The sequence below is a fragment of the Streptomyces sp. NPDC004284 genome (assembly GCF_042874035.1).
Lineage (GTDB): Bacteria > Actinomycetota > Actinomycetes > Streptomycetales > Streptomycetaceae > Streptomyces.
Window position 1 is genome coordinate 385,435 of the sequence record NZ_JBIAMJ010000005.1, and the last position, 19,053, is coordinate 404,487.

Consider the following 19,053-nt stretch of genomic DNA (forward strand, 5'->3'; position numbering starts at 1 on the left):
AAACTGTACTCTTGAGTTCAACTGTACTGTGCCGTACAGTTCAGTTATGCCCACCGACACCGCCCTCCCCGGCGTCCCCGCAGACGTCCGCGCACGCCGCTGGACGGCCCTCGCGCTGATCTGCGCGGCCCAGTTCATGCTGATCCTCGACGTCACCGTCGTGAACGTCGCGCTGCCCTCCGTCGCCGCCGACCTGGGCCTCGGGCGTACGGCCCTGACCTGGGTCGTCACCGCGTACACCCTCTGCTTCGGCGGGCTGATGCTCCTCGGCGGACGGCTCGCCGACGCCCTCGGCGCCCGCCGGGTCCTCCTCACCGGACTCGCCCTCTTCACCGCCGCCTCACTGGCCTGCGGCCTGGCCCCGAACGCCACCGTGCTCATCGGCGGCCGCGCCGCCCAGGGCATCGGCGCCGCCCTCCTCTCCCCGGCGGCCCTCGCCCTCGTCACGACCGCCTTCCACGGCCCCGAACGGGCCAGGGCCCTCGGCGTCTGGGCGGCCGTCGGCGGCACCGGCTCCGCCGTCGGCGTCCTCCTCGGCGGCGCCCTCACGGCAGGCCCGGGCTGGCCCTGGATCTTCTACGCGAACGTCCCGACGGGCCTGGCGCTGCTCGCCGTACTCCCGAAGCTGCTGCCCGAGGACCCCGCCCGGACGGGCACCCGGCACCTGGACGTCCCCGGCGCCCTCCTCGTCACCACCGCCACCGGCGCCCTCGTCCACGGCCTCGTCCGGGCCGGCGACTCCGGCTGGACGGCCCCGGCCACCCTGCTGTCGCTCCTGGGCGCGGTCGCGCTCTACGGCGTCTTCGCGGCGGTGGAGCGCGGCAGCCGCACCCCGCTCATGGACCTGCGCATGCTGACCCGGCGCCCGGTCGTGGCGGGCTCCCTGCTCATGCTGGTCGCGACGGCGCTCCTGATCTCGTTCTTCTTCCTGGGCTCGATGCGGCTCCAGCACGTGAACGGCCTGGACGCCTTCCGCACCGGACTCCTCTTCCTCCCGGTCGCGCTCACCACGGCGATCGGCGCCCACCTCGGCTCCCGCCTGGTCACCACGGCCGGCCCGCGCGCCTGCGCCGCCGGCGGCATGGCCCTGGCGGCCGCAGGCTGCCTGCCGCTCGCCTTCCTCACCCCCACCGCCGATCCGTGGACGACCCTCCTGCCGTCCCTGGCCACGGCGGCCCTCGGCCTGGGCGCGGTCTTCGTCACGGCGACGACGACGGCCCTCGGCCTGATCCCCGCGCACGAGGCCGGCCTCGCCTCCGGCATCGTCAACACCTTCCACGAGGTCGGCGGCGCCATCGGCGTCGCCGTCGCCTCCACCGTCGCCCTGGGCACCCCCGCGACGGGCTTCACCACCGCCTTCACCCTCTGCGCCGTCACGGCCGCCACGGCGGCCCTGACCGCCCCGGCCCTGATCCCCAGGGGCCGGCCCCACCACCCGGGCGGGGCCCACGGCCTGCACTGAGACCCGCACTGAGACCCGCACCGAGCGCCCGTATCGACGCCGGTCCCGCTCGATCTCGGTCCTGCTCGATCTCGGTCCTGCTCGATCTCGGTTCCGTTCGATCTCGGTCCCGCTCGATCTCAGTCCTGCCTCGGTCCCGTCTCGTCGATCGGACGGATGACCACCGGGTACTCCGGGGAACCGGCCGGGACCGGACAGCGGGCGACCTGCGCGGCGATCTCCGTGACGCGGTCCAGGGAGGCGCAGTCGAGGACCCAGTAACCGGCGAGGACCTCCTTCGTCTCGGCGTACGGGCCGTCGGTGACGACCGGCCGGCCCTCTCCGTCCACCGTGACGAAGCGGGTCGTGGACGGGGCGGCGAGCCCCTGCGCGTCGACCAGCTCGCCGCGCCCGGCCGCCTCCTCGGTGACCGCGTTCATGTGGTCGAACATCGTCTGGAGCTGCGCCTTGTCCCAGGAGGGGTACTGCGCGGTGCCGCGCCCCGCCATCGCCTCGTAGTCGGCCTGCGCGCCCTGCACCATCACCAGGTACTTCATGACTCCTCCTCGCTCGCCGGGCTGTACTGCCTCTCGCAGCAGAGTCGGATCCGGGGCGCCGTTCTCGACACCGCGCGGGAAGAAACCGGGATGATTCACCCGGCCGGCCGCCCGTGCTCACCCCGCGCCGAGCTCCCGCTCCAGCGGGGTCCGGAAGCGGGGCGTCACCCGCACGTCCCCCAGCCACCCCGCGAGCCGCTCCGCCTCCGCCCCGACCGCCCGCTCCGCCTCCGCGCCCACGTCGGCGAGGAAACGGTGGGCGAGGGAGCCGTCCGGGCGCTGCGCCCAGCCGCCGACGATCCGGCCGTTCCACCACACCGTCGGCCCGATGTTCCCGCTGCGGTCGAAGAGCGCCGCCCGGTGGGCCGGGTCCAGGTACCAGTCACGGCCCTGCCAGCCCATCGCCGTCGGGTCGAGCGCGGGCAGCAGCGCCGCCCACGGTTCCGGTGACGGCACGGGACCGAGGTCGTCCGGCAGGACGAAACCCGTCCCCCCGTCCACCCCCACCGGCACCGCCCCGACCGCCCCGAGCGCCTTGCGCACGTCCGTGACCTTCCACCCCGTCCACCACGTCAGATCCGCCTCGGTCGCGGGACCGCACGCCCCGAGCCACCGCCCGAGCAGCTCCGCCCGCGCCTCCGCCGGATCCCGTACGGGACGGGCCTCGGCGACCGCCCACCGGAAGCGGCTCGACGTCCACGAACCCTGCGGCCGGCCCCGTACGATCCGGCCCTCCATGCCCAGCACTCGCAGCACCCGGCTCGCGACGGACTGCACGCCCTCCTGACGGGTGCCCGTCCCGTACACGTACGTCGACCTCAACCTCGGTACGGCCTCGCCGAGTTCGGCCCCCGTCGCCTCGCCCCGGGCGTCCAGCTCGGCGAGGACGAGCCGCTCGGTCTCCGCGAGCCAGGCCCCGTCGAAATCGCTGCCGGCCGCCAAGTGCTTGAGGAGCGTGGTGCGTTCGCGGACGGCGGCGGGCCGGGTCGTCGAGGACTGGACGGCGGCGGCGAGGCCGGACGGGAGGACGAAGACCGTGTGCCGCATGCCGTGCATCCGCACCAGGGACCCGTCCTCGTACAGCGCCCCCTCCACCGCCCCCACCGGCTCGACGCCTGCTCCGAGCCGCGCCCCCGCCGCGAGGAACACGCTCGCCGGATCTGTCCCGTGCAGCGCCACGAGCGCTTCCCCGACCTCCGCCGCCGACCCCGCCCGCACGCCCCCGGCCAGCAGGTGCCGGACCCCGAGCCGAGCCCGCCGCTCGGCGTCGTCGATGAACCTCGTGTCTCCCATGGGCCCATCATGGCGTTCAGGAGCCGAGGAAACCGGTCACGGTCTTCACGAACTCGTCCTCCTTCTCGAAGAACATGACGTGCCCGGCGTCGATCTCCGCGTACGCGCTGCCGGCGATCGCCGCGTGCAGCTCCCGGCTGTTCTCCACCGGCACGGTGATGTCCTGCGTACCGCCCACGACCAGCGTCCTCGCCGTGATCCGGGGCAGCAGCGCGCGGATGTCGACCGCCAGGTCGAGCGCCACGTGCCGCAGGGTGCCCGGGGTGGGCGGCAGGTTCGGGACGAGCGCCTCGACGCCCTCGCGGCCGATCCCGTTGAGGAAACCGCGGCTGAACCCGGTCATCGTCACGCTCCGCCCGAAGCCCTCCGGGTCGGACCCGCCCAGCCGCTGCCACAGCGTGAACAGGTTCCGCATGTACTCGTCCCCGTCGGTGTACGCCCACCCCGCCACCAGCACGAGCCGCTCGACCAGGTCCGGGCGCAGGGCGGCGACGGCCGCCGACACCGGGGCCCCCATCGAGAACCCGAGCAGGTCCACCGGACCCGTGCCCGCGTCCTCGATCACCGCGATCACCTGCGCGGCGAGCATCTCCACGCTCAGCGGCCCGCCGTCGTCGACGGTCCGGTCCGCACCCGACAGATCCAAAGTGATCACCCGGCGGTCCCCGGCGAACCGGGGCCCGACCTGCCCCCAGGTGAGAACGGCGCCGCCCGCCCCGGTGCCGTGCACGAGGAGCAGCGCGGGCCCGGCGCCCGCACCCTCGATGTCGTAGTGGACGCGGGCGGTACCGACGGTGACGGTGGCCATGATCTGAGCTCCCTGTGAATGCGGTCGTTGGCTGACACCGATGACTCTGCCGCCGCCCGGAACGGCCCGGGAGAGCCCTCCCGACCCTGGGACCGGCAGTCCCTGGATACGACGACGCCTCGGGGTCGGGGTGTCGCGCCCTGGGGGTCGCCGGGTCTCTGGGCACGCCCCCCAGGCTCACGGTCGGGGTGTCGCGCCCCGGGGACCGCCCGCTCTCCGGGTACGCCCCCCGGGTAAGCCCCCCCCGCCCCACCATCCGGGTGCCACGACCCAGGGACCGCCGATCCCTGGATACGCCCGCCCGCACCCGGCACCATGATCCGCATGACGACGATCGACCGCCGTGAACTCGCCGACTTCCTGCGCCGCTCCCGCGAACGCGTGCGCCCCCAGGACGCCGGCCTCCCGGCCGGTCCCCGCCGCCGCACCCCCGGACTGCGCCGAGAGGAGGTCGCCCAGCTCGCCGGCATGTCCGCCGACTACTACATCCGCCTGGAGCAGGCGCGCGGCCCGCAGCCCTCGCCGCAGATGCTCGCCGCGCTCGCCCGCGCGCTGCGGCTCGACGCGGACGGGCGCGACCACCTCCACCTCCTCGCCGGCCACCGCCCGCCCGCCGGAGCCACGGCCGGCGACCACGTCGCACCCGGGCTGCTCCACCTCCTGGACCAGCTGGACACGACCCCCGCGCAGATCCTGAGCGACCTCGGGGACGTCCTCGCCCAGAACGCGATGGCGCAGTCCCTGCTCGGCGGGGTGTGCACGGTGTCGGAGCACGGGCGGAACGTGGCATGGCGCTGGTTCGCCGACCCGGCGGCCCGTACGGCGTATCCGGCCGAGGAGCACGCGTACTACAGCCGCCTCCACGTCGCCGACCTGCGCGCGGCCGTCGCCCGCCGCTCCGGCGACCCGGCCGCCACCCGGCTCGTGGAGCGGCTGCGCGGGGCGAGCGAGGAGTTCACGGAGCTGTGGGAACGGCACGAGGTGGCGGTCCGCCGGCACAGCCGGATGCGGGTCGCGCACCCGGTGATCGGCACGGTCGACCTGGACTGCCAGGTGCTGCTCGTCCCGGAGGGCGAACAGCGCCTCGTCCTCTACACCCCGCCGCCGGGCACGGACGCGGGGGAGCGGCTGGCACTGCTCCGGGTGGTGGGCACGGAACAGTTCACCCCCGCTCCTTAGCCCACTCGAGCCCACCCGCCCGACGGCGCGCACCGCGTCACCAGGACTTCAACTCCCTTACTGCCGCTGCTCCTGAGGCTCCTGCCGCAGGAAGTCGAGAATCACCCGCCCCAGCACCCCGGGCCGCTCCAGATGCACGTCGTGTCCGGTGCCGGGCAGGCTCACGCCGTGGAGCCCGGTCCGGACGCGGACCATCTCCGCGTACTCGTCGCCGCCGATGATCCCGCCCTCCCGGCCCTCTCCGAGGACGGCGAGCGCGGGACAGCGGACGGCGGCCCACTCCTCCCAGAAGGCGCGCCGGGTGAGCTCGTCGAGGGACCGCTCCATGACGGCGGGTTCGAAACGCGGCCAAAGCCCACCGTCGCGCTCCTCAAGCCCCTCGGCCCACCCCTCCCCGACGGCCGGCTTCCCGTTCCCCAGGTACGCGACGGCCGCCTCCCGCGAGGGGAACGGCACCGGCCACGCCCGCAGCCACCCGCCGATCTGCTCGGGCAGCTCGGGCCCGGCGCCGCCCGGCCCGGCCTCGACGAGGACGAGCGCGCGCGGCAGGTCGGGGTGGGCGGCGGCGGTGAGGAGGGCGGTGTGCCCGCCGAGCGACTGCCCGACCAACAGGGGCCGTACGAGCCCGAGTTCCTCGACGACGGCGACGACATCGGCGACGTACGCGGCACGCGAGACGTCCGCCGGGTGCCGCTCGCTGGCACCGTGCCCGCGCTGGTCGAGGGCGACGACGCGGTGACCGGCGTCCCGGAGCAGCCGGGCGACGGCCTCCCACTCCCCGGAGTGCCCGGCGAGCCCGTGGAGAAGGAGGACGTCGGACCCGGAACCGCCACTGCCGCCACCGCCGCCCCAGTCGCGGCAGGAGAGCCGTACACCGTCACGTACGAGGGAAAACTCGCTCCAGGAGGAAGAGGTCATCCGGTGATCATCCCCTAGGGGTGAAGGAGTTGGTCGGCGACGGCGGTGCGGGCGTAGAGGACGGAGCGGCCGCTGCGGTGGGCGGTGACGAGGCCGGCGTTCCGGAGGGCGATGAGGTGCTGGGAGACGCCGGCGGCGGACATGCCGCAGTGCGCGGCGAGCTGGGTGGTGGAGGCGGGGGTGTCGAGCTCGCTGAGGAGCAGGGTGCGGGAGCGGCCGAGGACGGCGGCGACGGCGTCCGTGGCGGCGGTGGTGCGAGGCTCCCAGACGCTCCCGAAACCCCGCGCCGGGTAGGCGAGTTGAGGGGGGTCGGGATGGACGGAACGGGTGAGGACGCGGGGCCAGGCGAACACGGAGGGGACGAGCAGCAGCCCGGAGCCGGCCTGGTCGCGGGTGAGCGCGCAGTGCCGCCGTACGAGTCGGAGGGTGCCGTCGTCCCACCGCACGGTCTCGTGGAGCTCGCTCAGGACCCGCGCCGAACCGTGCTCGGCGACCTGCCGCGCCCGGTGGAAGACATCGGCCTCCAGGACCTTCTGGATGCGGGCCCAGTAGGGGGCGAGGGCGAGCTCCCAGTACGTCTCGATCTCGTCGGCGACCTTGGGGAGGACGGCGGCGGGATCCTCCCGCAGCGACCGGAGCCGTGCCGGGGCGACGCCCTTGCCCTCCAGGGTGTCGAGGTCGTCCCGTACGTCCGCGGGGGAGGCGCGGCGGATGGCGTCGAGCTCGGATTCGAGGGTGGGGAAGGGCCCGGCGGGGGTGGGGTTGAGGAAGTCGGCGAGGTATCCGAGGCCGGGGACGAGCGCGGCGAGCCAGCCGCGGTCGAGCCCGGCGCGGACGAGCCGGGGCCGCACCTGGGCGGCCCAGCGCCCGTGCGGGGCGGAGTCGGGCAGATGGGCGACGACGCGGTAGCTGGTGACGACCTCCCACATGGGGGAGACGGCGAAACGGGTCTGGGCGAGATCGGCGGCGGAGAAGCTGAGCCCGGCGTCCATGCGTCTCACGTCCTGGAGTCGGCGGATGGATTCGGCCTGAGCTTAATGATTGGAGGGGAGGGGTGGAGGAAAAGCACCCTCGACGCATGCCTCCCACCCAAGCGAACTCCCCTTCCTCCTCGGCCTTCCGGGGCCTCCCGTCCGTGGTCTGGACGATCTTCGCGGGAACGATCGTCAACCGCCTCGGCTACCTGGTCACCCCCTTCCTGGTCTTCTTCCTCGCCTCGCGGGGAGTGACCGGCGGAGACACCTCGTACGTGCTCGGCGCACTCGGCGCGGGCAACCTGATCGGCCCGGCCGTGGGCGGCATCCTCGCCGACCGCATCGGCCGCCGCCCCACGATGCTGATCGGCCTGATCGGCGCGGCGGCCGCGCAGGGAGCGCTCTTCCTGGCCCCGGGCGTGTGGACGATGGCCGCGGCGGCGCTGCTGATCAGCGCGGCGGGCAGCACGGTCTCCCCCGCGGCGTACGCCCTGCTGGCCGACGCCGTCGACAGCGAACGACGCCGACGTGCGTACGCCCTCTTCGGCTGGGGCGTGAACATCGGCACGGCGGTGGCGGGAGTCCTGGGCGGCTACCTCGCGGCGCGGGGCTACTGGCTCCTCTTCGCCGTGGACGCGGGCTCGATGCTGCTGTACGCGCTGGTGGTGGCGGTACGCGTCCCGGAACCGAAGCGCGAGCCCCTTCCGCAGCAGAAGCAGCAGGACGGCATCGGCTACGGAGTGGTGCTCCGCGACCGCCTGGCCCTGCTCCTCCTCCCCCTCTTCGGCGTCCAGCTCTTCGTCTACTCGCTGACCGAGGTCGCACTCCCGCTCGCCGTCCGCGACAGCGGCCTCTCCCCGGCGGTGTACGGAGCGATGGCCGCCGTCAACGCGGTCATGGTCGTCGCCCTCCAGCCCTTCGCGACGGCATGGCTCTCCCGTTTCCCGCAGCTGGCGGTACAGAGCACGGGAAGCGCGTTGATCGCGGCAGGCGTCGCACTGACCGGCCTCGCCGACAGCATCGCCGGCTACACCATGTCGGTCATCGTCTGGTCGCTCGGCGAGGTCATCGTCGCCGGCATCGCCGCCGGCCTCTTCGCCAACCTCGCCCCGTCCCACGCCCGCGGCCGCTACCAAGGCGCCTTCAGCTGGACCTGGGGCGTCGCCCGCTTCGCCGCCCTCACCCTCGGCGTGACGACCTACACGAACCTCGGCCCCACAACCCTGTGGTGGACAGCCCTCATAGCCGGCACGGCGACAGCGGCCGCCACCCTGACCCTGAAGACCCGCATCGAGCACCGCACAACCCACGAACTGGCGGCATGAGAAGAACGGGGGCCACTTCCCCCCCCCAGCCCACACACGGGCCACGAGCACGTCAGCATGCCCGTGGCCCAGAAGGAAGGAAATCAGCCGACGGGCCCCTTCGCTCCAGTCACAACCGAAGACAAACCCCCCCGCCCACCCCGAAACCTAATCGCGCCGAATGTGCTCAGGATCAATATGCCGCCGCACCATCGGAACGGAAGCAACCGCAGCCGCACCCATCACCCCCAACGCACAGACGACCAACAAGGGCAACCCCTCCCAATCCCAGTGCACCTCCCCACCCCCCGTAATCAGATAACTCGACTCCGCCAGCCACCCCGCAACAATCGCCGCCCCCAACCCCACCACCAACGGCAACAACACCTGCACCACCTGCACCACCCTCAACGTCCCCGCCCCCGCCCCCAACAACGCCAGCGCCGTCACCTGCCCCCGCCTCTCCAAAGCCCGATCAGCCACCGACACGACAAACGCAGCCACCCCGATCACCAGCCCGAGCACCATCCCGACGACCAGCAGACTCCGGATCACGGTCAACTGAGCGAGCGAACTGATGACGATCCCCACCGGCTCGACAGAAGCGGTGGGTGCCACGGACCCGATCCCGTCGAGGACGGAACGGATGGTGGCGGGGTCGGCACCACTCACGAGGGTGAGGGTGCCATTGGCGTCTGCAAGGTTCTGCGGGAGCAGGGAGGGAGGCACAAGCAGAGCACCGGTATGGAACACAGACGGCTGGTACGCGGACATGTCGATCCACTCGTGAGGCACGGTGAATGTGACCTTGCGATCGTCACCTGCCAGGAAGGGGAATCGGTCACCGGGTTGAGGGTCGTCCGGGTAGGCGGCATTGCCATCGCGTAGTTGCATGGCTCTTCCGTCCACACAGCCCCTTGCTTGCCGAGTGGAGGCGATGAGTTGGGGACAGGTGGCAGCCACCAAGTCGAGGCGCTCCGGCATAGCGTCATCGAGCCGGTACCACGATCCGTACGTGACGATCTGCATTCGTACACCCGGAACTGCTGCGAGTGCCTTTCGTTGTGTCGGCTTCAGATCGCTCAGTTTGATGTTGTACTCCTGAACGGGTGTCGTTCGACGACTGACCTGATCGAGTTCGACGAGTACCCCTTGCGTCAGCGAGGCTCCGAAAATCAGTAGTACGAGTCCAGTGGCCACTCGTAACGAGGCCCCTGGATCCACTTCTGTACGCCGCATCGCCAAAGCCATGGGCAATGACTTTGTTGCCCTAGCCAACCGTCGTGCGAACCATGCAGTGATTGGCGCCAGTCCGAAGACGAGCCCAGCACCGGTCAACAGCACGGCCCCGGGCACCAATACGGCACTGGCCGACCCCCCGGACGGGTCTCGTCCCATCACACTAAGTGCGCAGTACCCCCCGATGACTCCAAGCCCCGGGATCAGCAACAACGTTCCGTACTTCTTGGGCCGCTTACGTTCCCCCGTCCGCCGCACACTGATCGGCGACAGAGCAGCCTGTCGTGCACTGAACTGCCCGACAATCCAGGCGAGTAACGGACATCCCAACAGGCACACTGCCACCGTCGATGGCTCAGGTCGTCCGTCAGCGGGATACCACTGCAGCCCAGGTAGCCCGACCCTCGCCATGATCTCGTTGACCCCGAGATACCCGAGAAGGCCGAGCAGGGCGCCGAGCGATGCGGCTGCCACGCTTTCCCCGGCGTTGACTCTCAGGGTGTCCTTCACGCTGAGCCCGATGAGTCGAAGCGCGGCGAGCCGACGCGCACGGGATTCCCCAGAAAGTCGCGCGCAGACGGAGAGGAAGATGACGAGGGGGAGCAGCACGATGCACCCAAGTGTGAAGCGCAGGATGTCGAGGGTCGACGAGTCGACTACTTCCTCGCTTGTGCGCTCGCCGCCGAAGTGGCTGAGAGGCCTTGCTCCGGTCAGCTCGGCAGGAGCGGTGCCGACGTAGGCGTAAAGGTCGTCCGGCCCGCCCAGTCCCTCTGGTGCGATCGTGCCCGTCACATGACCCGGCACAAGTCCTGCGGCTTGGGGATTGGCTGCGAGGAGTTCGCCCAACTCAGGCGAGACGATGGCTTCGCCTGCGTGCGGAATCTCTCTGATTCCGGGAGCGGGCGGTGTCGGACCGGGACCTGTCCGAGCGATGAAGATTCGGCGAAGCGGACGCGACCCGTAAGGGTCCAGAAACTCTTGGTAGACGATATTGCTGTGGCCACCCGGCACCGCCGCGCGGGCCGCTGTCCGCGCATCATGGGCAGCGAGGATGGTGGGAATGGTGAGGACAGCGGCAAGGCAGGCCACCCCAAGTGCCGAGCCGAGTGCCATCAAGAGGAACCGGACCCGCCCTCTACGGCCGCTGCCCCAAAGCAAGCGCATCCCGAGAAAGAAGGCACTCACACTGCCACCCGTTGGGTCAGGACACCGTCCGACATCGTGTACTGCGTGTCGGCCTTGGCCGCAACGCCTGAATCGTGCGTGACGATAACCACGGCCGTCTTTTGGCGACGTGCCAGTTGAAGGAACTCGTCCAGAACAGCATCTGCATTGGCGCTGTCGAGCGCCCCGGTCGGCTCATCCGCGAACACCACGTCCGGCCGGTGGACCAGAGCCCGCGCAACCGCCACACGCTGGCTCTGGCCACCCGACAGCTTCGACGTCCTGCGCCGTAACAGATCACCCATGCCGAGCCGCCCGAGCACCTGGCCGGCCATGGCGTGAGCATGAGCCTTGCTGATCCCGGCGAGCCGGAGAGGGAGCGCCGCGTTCTCCTCGACGGTCAACTCCGGCAGCAGCTCCCCGTACTGGAAGACGAACCCCAGTCGCGTACGGCGCAGCGCACTGAGCTCCCCGTCGGGGAGGCACGAGAGCTGTTCTCCGTCGAAGGTCACCGTGCCGTTGGTGGGCGGCAGGACCCCGGCGAGGCAGTAGAGCAGGGACGACTTCCCCGAACCGCTGCTCCCCATGATGGCGGCCACTTCGCCGCGCTTGAGCGTGAAATCGGCACCGGTGACTGCCTGCTGCGTGCCGTAGAAGAGATCCACGCCCTCGGCGCGGAGGATGACGTCCATCGTGCTGTGCACTCTCTGTGGGGCGGGAGCCACTGGGCTGGAGGCTCCCGCAGGTGTGGACTTCTAGCGTCGGAACTTACGAAGATCCGAGCAGTTATCCGGACGCAAAGAACCACGGTCACGGCACAGTTGGATCTGCGCGTGATTGGTTTCCAGAACGGCGCCGTCGAAGAAGATCTCGTCGATGTTGACGGTCTTCCTCTGGGTACCCTTGACGCGAACCCATCCGTACCCTTCTACCTTTGCGCGGAGGTAGACGTTGTGGCCGTCGCCAGGATCAGCGTCTGAAAGGCGCCCACGTACGTGGAATGCCCCACGGTGCTGGAACTTGGGCTCCCACTTGTACCGACCGCTGAACGCGGCGCCGGTCGTGTACATCTTCAACTCGTGGCCCCAGGAGCCGGCAGCCGCCGTCCCCATCCCGCCAACGAACAACCCCGCAGCCACCACTGCTGCTGCCAACTTCCTCATAGGTATCCCCTAGTTGAGTGAATGTGCCGACTGGTCATCCGCGTCGACTGGCCGTCACAGAAAGTACCGTCATCGCTACGAAGAGGATCGAGGAGGAACGTACCTCCGCCAAATCACCCCCCTATCCAGTGAACGAATCCTTCTGGGCCGTAACTCAGCCCTGCGGGCCAATCCCGCACACGGTCACGCCCTCCACCAGAGCGCAGTTCAGAAGGCATGGAAGGCGCCTCCAGCCGAGGAGCCGTAGGGTCGAGGACCGACGGCGAGGACTGGGTTCGACATGCCGATCAGGCGGGCGCCAAGCGCCTGGAGGCTCCCGCCGAGGGGCGGACGGTTGACGGCGGGGGCAGACGCATCAGGACCCACGGCCGACAGGGTCTGGTGGGCGTGCTCTCGTTCTCGTAGGGGGATCATTGGTGTGGCTGCGTGAAGGGGCGTGGTGGAGTTCCCAAGGGTGCGCCCATGCGCCTTTCCTCTTCCTTGCTGAGGCGTGTCCTTGTCCCGTTCGTGGCTGCCGTCGCCGTGCTGGGGACGGCAGGCTCGTCCGTGGCAAGCGTGGCGGAGGCCTGTGGGTCGATCATCACGGCTCCTCTCGCTCCGCCGGTCTCCGCTGATGCCCCCTGTCCGAGTACGGATCCGGGCGTGTGTCGGATCCGTGTTCTGCCGATGGATGAGAAGGTGGAGGCTCAGCGGGCCCGGATGAGCTATCGCGGTTTCTGGAGGACATGCACCGCACGGAGGCCGGCATGCGGGCGGCAGGTGCCACCGCCGAGGAGATCGCCCGGGAGCTGGTCGACATGCGGAACCAGGCCAAGGCGATCACCCGCGCGGGCATGACTTCCGAGGAGCTCCGGATCCTGGAGGAGCGGAACCAGGCCAAGTGCGGCAATGCCCTCGGCCCCCCGCGGACCAGTTGTATGCGAAGTACGGCTCCTGGCAGCAGGTGATCGACGCCTCGATGCGGACCAGCTACGCCGTCGACCGCGAGCTGAGCCTCGAGTGCCGCCCTTGCCTCGTCCGGCCCGCCCAGTCGGGGCGGTGTCGTATACGTCGAAAGGGTCCCACCGCGAACGGTGGGACCCTTTCGACAATGTGCCTGGTGAGGCGCTGGCGGAGGATACGAGATTCGAACTCGTGAGGGGTTGCCCCCAATACGTTGTCCAAATGTTCGTACGGGGGGCCGGCGGGGGCCGTGGTTGTCCTGGTCTGCAGCGGAGCGTTGGGGATGGCCCTGTCCGGGTGGGGTTGAACGGGCTTGACCGAGACCAGGACCGACACCAGAGACAGCCGCTGCGTCGCTGGTTGCCGACAACCTTTCAGCCTCCTGCAGTGCGGTTGCCCAGCAGGACCGTGTGACACCGGAAGCCCCGGATCCGTGACGGATCCGGGGCCCGCGGACGGCTCCGTCCAGTTCAGTTTGCTTGCACTGGCACCGACCAGCTGATGCCGCCCAGCGACGACAGCCGGATGCCCGACAGCTCCTCGACGACCTCGTCCCCGGATACCTGCCCTCGGGTCTTCACCAGGTGCGCGAGGACCGACAGCAGGTGGTCGGGTTCCAGGAACCGGGCCACCAGGCCCTGCGCGGCCAGCGCCTCCTGCACTCCCGGCCGCCGCCCCCGGACCACGACCAGTGTGCGCTCCTCCCGGACGTCCGCGACCATCCCGGCGGTCAGGTCCGCCACCGGCACCCGGACGGTCACTGCCGCGCCGGACTCCTCGGCACTCCACTCCGAGCTGTAGAACGACCCGTCGATCACCGCCTCGGTGACCTGCAGACCCAGGCACACGGCGAGCTCGCCGAGCCGCTTCAGGTACGCGGCGGCCCCGTTGGCCTTCTCCAGTTCCTCCGACACGTCGTCGAAGATCTGGCCCTCGCCATCGGGGATCACCACGTCGGCCCACTCGCGGGCGATCCGCTCGCGGTGTGCCTGCTCCTGAGCCAGCCGGCTGTCGATGATCCGCCGAGCGTCGGCGCGCTCGGTGTCGGTCAGGACCTCGCTCAGCGGGTCCGTGTCCACCAGCAGCGACGGCGGGTCGGGCCGCTGGTCCTCGGGCAGGCCCGCCAGCTTCGCCAGCCGCTCGCGATGCAGACCGGTGATCCGCATCTTGGACACCTTCGCCAGCCACGCCGGCAGCCCGGACTCCACCTGCTGGGCGATGAGCTGCATCCGCGCGGAGTGGTCGACCCCGTCCTCGGTGAAGCTGATGTCCGCGGCCGCCCGGATGTAGCCGGCCATCTGCTCGCAGAGCTGCTCGACGTCGGAGTAGTACAGCGACAGGGACGGCGGCTTGAACTGCCCCTTGTCCGGCTCCTCCTCCGATTTGATCGCCCCCGAGAACCGCTGCTGCATCTCGGCGAACGGCACCCCGTGCAGCCACTCGTACGCGACCACCGCCCGCAGCAGGGCGTTGACCTCGTCGGTGGCGGCGGCGTCCTCGTCGCTGGCCAGCAGATCCTTGAGCTCCTTCGAGACTACCGGTCGCCCGGCCTCGCGCAGCAGCCGCTCCGGCAGGGGTGCTCCCTCGGTGGCCACCCAGTTCGCGCAGTCCCGGCGCATCTGCTCGCGCTCGGCGCAGTGCGTCAGGGCCATGGTGAGGACCGCCCCCTTCAGGGACGGTAGATGACGGTTGCTCCCCTCGCCGGGGAGCGCCACCCAGGCTGTGACCTGCTTGATGGACCGGGCCCGGGAGGCGTGCCACAGCAGCTCTATCGTTCCGGCCCCGCTGCGGACGAGCCCTGCCAGGCGCTCCAGGTCAGGGGCGTCGTCCAGCTCAAGGCCGGACCGTCCGACGGCCTGGCCCAGCTCGGTGAGCTTCAGGCTCTTCGCCGCGCCGGGGCGGGTGCTTCGGCTCACCTCGTGGATCAGCTTGCGGCGCTGCAACTCCTTCAGGATGTCCTTGGGCTCGGGCAGCGTGGGGTGGTCTGGCTCGTAGCTGATCAGCAGGCTGTCGATGATCACCCGGACCCGTGCCAGCCACTTGCTCTCGACAAGCATCCGGTTGTCCTGGCAGAGCACCTGAAGCACCAGGCCGCTGATCGCGTCCAGGTCGCGGTACTGCGACCGGACGGCCAGGGAACGGCGCTTGCTCCGTACGAACTTCTTGGAGACCCCCTCGACCGTGGCCAGCTCCTTGATCTCGGCGGTCGTCAGCCCGTCGACGTTCTGCAGCTCCAGGTCGGAGGGCACCAGGAGGTAGAACTGGCCGCGCTCGGCCACCGTCTGGCCCCGGCGGCCCGCCCGTCCGCCCTTATTGTCCAGATCTGCGGGCAGCAGCAGCTGTCGGGCGCGCTGAGAACCGGCGCCCGACAGGCCGGAGATGCTGGTCGCAACGACGGTGTCGGCAGGGAGGTTGAGGCCCACCGCGAGGGTGTCGGTGGCGACCAGCACGCGCAGCAGGCCGTCCTCGGCCCGGAACTCCTCCTCCAGCAGCCGCCGCATCGGGGGCGCCAGCGCGGCCGAGTGCGCGGCCACACCGGTGCGCAGGCCGCGGATCACCAGCTCGTAGCCGGGGATGTCCGAGGTCAGCAGCCGGTCGTACAGATCGCCGTCCAGGTCGCGCTGGGCGGACTCCGCGCTCTTGTATCGGCCGTTCACCCAGGGTGAGCCGCCCTTGGGACGCTGGAACGCGGCGTCCAGGACCTGCCGGATGCCGCCCGCCAGCTGGTCGGCGGCGGTCCGGGTCGGGACGAAGCAGATGATCCGGCGCTTGTCGTTCTCCTGGAGGATGCTGAGGACGAGCGTGGCGGCGAGTTCGGCCGTGGACAGCTTGCGCTGGAGGCCGTTGAGGCCCTTGGACAGCGCTTGGGAGTACCGGCTGCGCAGGGCGGGTAGCCGGTGCTGCTCCCGCACCGCCTCCGGTGGCGTCCGACTGCCCGGCATGTTCATGCTCAGGAGATGGGCGTCGCGCTGGACCAGCCAGGTCCCCTGGTCCACGACATAGGTGTCGAGAGGGACAGGCCGCTCGTTGCTGCTCGGGGTGAAGGTGGTGCGCTGGTCGCCCAACCACCGCTCCAGCGTCTCGCCCGCCTCGGGACTGAGGGCGGCTGAAAGGCCGAGCAAGGCGGGCCGGTCGCCGGGCCGCAGCTTGATCAGGGTGAGCAGGGCCTCCAGTTTGGCCGCACGGTCGCTGGTCTCGGACAGCATCTGGAGCTCGTCGACGACCACCAGGCGGGTGCGATCCAGTGGGCGCATCCCGTTGACCAGGTAGACGCCGAGCTTCTCGTAGATGGCCACGGCGACCTTGTAGTGGCCGTTGCCCACAGGCCGGTCGCTCTCGGGGTAGTCGCGGGACACCCCGTACACCTGCCCCTGGAGCCGTTCCAGCGCCTCGTGGCCGCCGAGCCAGTCCTGCCACTCGGCCTCTTCCTGCGCCACCAGTGCCTTGATCGGCAGCAGCATCATGGCCGACTCGTCGTTGTTGAGGGCCATCGTCATGCCGACGCGGGCGATGGTGGTCTTGCCGCTGTTGGTCACCGCGTACACCAGGGCCACGCCGCGGTCATCGATGATCTTCCGGCAGACCTGGACCAGGTCCTGCTGGAACTGGTTGAGCCCCTCCCACGGGCCGAGCCGATGCTCCCACAGCGCCAGGATCGCCTCCCGGCGGTCGGGGCGGGGGGACTTGGGCAGCAGTTCACTGTAACTGCCGATGGGTGGCAGGCGGTCGTCGCGGGCGTACGCGGGCGCTGCGGCGTACGGCTCGCCGGTCTCTGGTGCGGCGCCGGTATCGGGACCGGTCGAGGCCTGTGCCGGGATGATGGCGGTGGCGGTCGTCGGTTCGGGAGAGGGCGCCGGTCCGTTCGCCGGCTGGGCGTCAGAGGTGGGGGACGTGTCCAGACGGTGCTTGGTGACGAGGCGTCTGATGTCCGGGTGGTACTGGACACGGTCGTCGGTACCCAGATACCGGACGATCTTCCGCCAGTCCCACGGGACCGCACCTTCTTCGGCGCGTTTGCGCACCTGGAACCAGAAGTCCTTCGCGCCCTTGGCGTCGATGGGGATCTCGGACTTCGGGTATCCGAGTTCGGCGAGGATCCGTAGCCACTCGTCGTGGCCGAACGCCGAGGAGAGGCGGTCGACGAGCGTCTTCCAGTCCTCGGGCGGGATGTCCCAGGGGCCGGCCTCGTCGTAGTCCTCGTCGTTCACATCTGGTTCAGGCACGTGGGAAAGCGGCACTGCGTCTCCTTCGCCTCAGGAGGTTCGGGTCAGGACGATGAGGTCGGTACGGATGGGACGGCACACTCCGGCGCGGTTCACCACGTCCTGGGCGGCCACGTGGGCGGCGGCGACAAGCTCCTTCTGGGACAACGGATCGGGTATTGCCGCGAGTTCCTCGTAGAAGGCGGCGGCGAAGAGCGTCGAGCAGTCCGCGTCGAGCTTGCCGCGGTGGGCGATCACCACGTCGGCCAGCTCCGTGAACCGCCCCGCGATCGCGTCGCTGTCGCAGGAGCGCAGGACCAGTGCCCGCAGGTGATGGTCGTAGTGCTCAGCGGCCAGCCGGAGCGTGCTGGCGAGTTCGGCGGCGGGCAGGGTATGGGGCTCGCCGTCCTGGTCCTCCAACAGCAGTCCTTCCTCGGTGCCGTGGCAGGCCAAGTGCAGGATGTCGGGCAGCTCGCGCCGGATCCGGACCAGATCCGCGACGGTGGCCGCGGGGCCGGGGATGACCTCCAGGCGGCCGCCGGTCGCCCTCAGGATCTCGCGCAGCTCGGCTCCGGCCCGTACGGCGCCCCGGCGGGCCGGTTCTGCACCGAGCACCATGACTTTGGGTACTCCGGTGGCGGCCGTGGCCACGGTGGCGCCCGAACCTGGGGCGGGGGCCGCCGCGAACACGGGGTTGAACGGGCGTCGCGCCCGTGCCTCGGCCAGGATCCGCCGACGGCCGTCGGCCATGATGCCTGTCGCGATGTTCGCCGACACCGTCTCCCAGTACTCACGGGGAGACTTCGGCGCGTAGGGCAACGCGTCGGGCGGGTAGCCGGCGGCCAGCAGCAGCGTCTCGGCCTGCCCGGGGGCGTTGTAGACGCTGGCCAGTTCGGCGATCTCCGCCCGGAGCAGCGGCTCCGGGCGGGCGCCGGCGAGGCCCCCGCTCACAGCGTCGCTTCCAGACGCAGCGGGTGGGGCAGGGTGCGGGTGTAGCGGCGCAGCAGGGGGATCTTGACGCCCGCGGTGACCGTGCACGTCAGGTCCGTGACCGAGCCGACGGCGGTACGGACGACCAGGCGAAGCGCGTGGCAGCCGGTCAGCTCGGTGGCGACGGTCCGCCGGAACTCCCAGCCGGGCGTGGCACCGTGCAGCCCCAGGGCCTGGGCGAAGGGTTGGTGGGTGGTGTACTCCTGGTTCTGTCCGACCTCGCCGAGCGAGACGTCGGTACCGAGGAGGGAGAGCTGCGGGCCGAGCCGGCGGGTCCGGGTGACCTGGACGGTGTCCGTCAGACGCATCGGGTCCATGGAGTGGGCCAGCGGCGGTGGGGCCTCGGGCTTGGCGGAGAGGTCCAGGGCCAGGTGGGCGAATTCGAGCCGGGGCCGCTGGGGGGTGGGAGCGAAGGTGAGGGAGAGGTGGACCAGGTAGTAGTTGTACGTGTTGACCTGGCCGGTGAGGTATTCGCTCAGGCTGGGATCGTCGGCCAACTGCTCGGGCGTGAGGCGCTGGGCGAGAGGGCCGCCCAGCCGGACTCGGCCGCGCAGCGGCGGGGGAGCGTCGGGGTTCTGACCGGTTCCGGGTTCGTCGCCCCGTAAGGCTTCGTCGGGCAGCAGGACCAGGTCCTGTTCGGGCAGCTGGGGGTCATCGAATTCGATCATCCATCACCTCTCGGGCAGTGCGAGCCTTCGAGGAACCGGCCGGAAGTCATCCAGGTGCGTCCCCCCATGGCAGCCTGTGCAACGGAAGGCTAGCGACTGCCGACCCTCCTGAACCAGCCGGAACGCGAACTTCCACCCGACAAGTGACCATGCCGGGTCCGGGCCCGCCGACTGGTGGCTTGTCACGCAGCCTTGGCGGGACAGTCGGTCC

The 19,053-nt window shown here is 70.7% G+C and carries 14 protein-coding genes and 1 pseudogene; 4 read left to right on the top strand and 11 right to left on the bottom strand.

Features of this window, described 5'->3' with window-relative positions:
- The first annotated feature begins 46 nt into the window (after positions 1 to 46).
- A complete protein-coding gene (locus tag ACFYUS_RS16580; RefSeq protein WP_388851556.1) occupies positions 47 to 1,462 on the top strand; it encodes a DHA2 family efflux MFS transporter permease subunit in 1,416 nt (471 codons plus the stop codon).
- Between the two features lie 119 nt (positions 1,463 to 1,581).
- Here the strand turns inward: ACFYUS_RS16580 and ACFYUS_RS16585 are convergent, their stop codons facing one another.
- From ACFYUS_RS16585 to ACFYUS_RS16595, 3 genes are all read right to left on the bottom strand, one after another.
- Positions 1,582 to 1,998 (bottom strand): YciI family protein, encoded by a 417-nt coding sequence (locus ACFYUS_RS16585; RefSeq protein ID WP_388851559.1) that lies wholly within the window; start codon positions 1,996 to 1,998, stop codon positions 1,582 to 1,584.
- A gap of 117 nt (positions 1,999 to 2,115) precedes the next feature.
- Positions 2,116 to 3,291, bottom strand: coding sequence for a winged helix DNA-binding domain-containing protein (locus ACFYUS_RS16590; protein WP_388851562.1), 1,176 nt, complete (start codon positions 3,289 to 3,291; stop codon positions 2,116 to 2,118).
- Positions 3,292 to 3,307: 16 nt separating this feature from the next.
- Positions 3,308 to 4,099 carry an alpha/beta fold hydrolase gene (locus ACFYUS_RS16595; protein WP_388851565.1) on the bottom strand — a complete coding sequence of 264 codons (792 nt, stop codon included), beginning with the start codon at positions 4,097 to 4,099 and terminating at the stop codon, positions 3,308 to 3,310.
- A gap of 324 nt (positions 4,100 to 4,423) precedes the next feature.
- Here ACFYUS_RS16595 and ACFYUS_RS16600 point away from each other — a divergent pair, with 324 nt between their 5' ends.
- Positions 4,424 to 5,278, top strand: a complete 855-nt coding sequence (locus ACFYUS_RS16600) for a helix-turn-helix transcriptional regulator (RefSeq protein ID WP_388851568.1) — start codon at positions 4,424 to 4,426, stop codon at positions 5,276 to 5,278.
- Between the two features lie 57 nt (positions 5,279 to 5,335).
- Here the strand turns inward: ACFYUS_RS16600 and ACFYUS_RS16605 are convergent, their stop codons facing one another.
- The gene (locus ACFYUS_RS16605; RefSeq protein ID WP_388851571.1) at positions 5,336 to 6,196 is read right to left on the bottom strand and encodes an alpha/beta fold hydrolase; all 861 of its coding nucleotides are present in this window, start codon (positions 6,194 to 6,196) and stop codon (positions 5,336 to 5,338) included.
- A 14-nt stretch (positions 6,197 to 6,210) separates the two neighbouring features.
- Positions 6,211 to 7,188 carry a DUF5937 family protein gene (locus ACFYUS_RS16610; protein WP_388851574.1) on the bottom strand — a complete coding sequence of 326 codons (978 nt, stop codon included), beginning with the start codon at positions 7,186 to 7,188 and terminating at the stop codon, positions 6,211 to 6,213.
- 86 nt (positions 7,189 to 7,274) lie between these two features.
- On the opposite strand from ACFYUS_RS16610, the gene ACFYUS_RS16615 reads away from it, so the two are divergent.
- The gene (locus ACFYUS_RS16615) at positions 7,275 to 8,495 is read left to right on the top strand and encodes an MFS transporter (protein WP_388851577.1); all 1,221 of its coding nucleotides are present in this window, start codon (positions 7,275 to 7,277) and stop codon (positions 8,493 to 8,495) included.
- Positions 8,496 to 8,642: 147 nt separating this feature from the next.
- Here the strand turns inward: ACFYUS_RS16615 and ACFYUS_RS16620 are convergent, their stop codons facing one another.
- The 3 genes from ACFYUS_RS16620 to ACFYUS_RS16630 all read right to left on the bottom strand — a co-directional run bounded on the left by ACFYUS_RS16620 (position 8,643) and on the right by ACFYUS_RS16630 (position 12,040).
- On the bottom strand, positions 8,643 to 10,877 hold the full coding sequence (locus tag ACFYUS_RS16620; protein WP_388851800.1) for an ABC transporter permease: 2,235 nt from the start codon (positions 10,875 to 10,877) through the stop codon (positions 8,643 to 8,645).
- A 17-nt stretch (positions 10,878 to 10,894) separates the two neighbouring features.
- On the bottom strand, positions 10,895 to 11,569 hold the full coding sequence (locus ACFYUS_RS16625) for an ABC transporter ATP-binding protein (protein ID WP_388851580.1): 675 nt from the start codon (positions 11,567 to 11,569) through the stop codon (positions 10,895 to 10,897).
- 63 nt (positions 11,570 to 11,632) lie between these two features.
- A complete protein-coding gene (locus tag ACFYUS_RS16630) occupies positions 11,633 to 12,040 on the bottom strand; it encodes a hypothetical protein (protein WP_388851583.1) in 408 nt (135 codons plus the stop codon).
- A gap of 462 nt (positions 12,041 to 12,502) precedes the next feature.
- On the opposite strand from ACFYUS_RS16630, the pseudogene ACFYUS_RS16635 reads away from it, so the two are divergent.
- Positions 12,503 to 13,058 (top strand): annotated as a pseudogene (locus ACFYUS_RS16635) (hypothetical protein); the annotation flags it as partial.
- A gap of 394 nt (positions 13,059 to 13,452) precedes the next feature.
- Here ACFYUS_RS16635 and ACFYUS_RS16640 read toward each other — a convergent pair.
- Genes ACFYUS_RS16640 through ACFYUS_RS16650 form a run of 3 tightly spaced genes read right to left on the bottom strand, consistent with a single transcriptional unit; the run spans position 13,453 to position 18,842 of the window.
- Positions 13,453 to 17,205: a DEAD/DEAH box helicase gene (locus ACFYUS_RS16640; protein ID WP_388851586.1), complete on the bottom strand. Its 3,753-nt coding sequence runs from the start codon at positions 17,203 to 17,205 to the stop codon at positions 13,453 to 13,455.
- A 30-nt stretch (positions 17,206 to 17,235) separates the two neighbouring features.
- The gene (locus ACFYUS_RS16645; RefSeq protein WP_388851589.1) at positions 17,236 to 18,135 is read right to left on the bottom strand and encodes an effector-associated domain EAD1-containing protein; all 900 of its coding nucleotides are present in this window, start codon (positions 18,133 to 18,135) and stop codon (positions 17,236 to 17,238) included.
- Positions 18,132 to 18,842: a hypothetical protein gene (locus ACFYUS_RS16650; RefSeq protein WP_388851592.1), complete on the bottom strand. Its 711-nt coding sequence runs from the start codon at positions 18,840 to 18,842 to the stop codon at positions 18,132 to 18,134. The genes ACFYUS_RS16645 and ACFYUS_RS16650 overlap by 4 nt, the downstream gene beginning before the upstream one ends.
- Between the last annotated feature and the right edge of the window lie 211 nt (positions 18,843 to 19,053).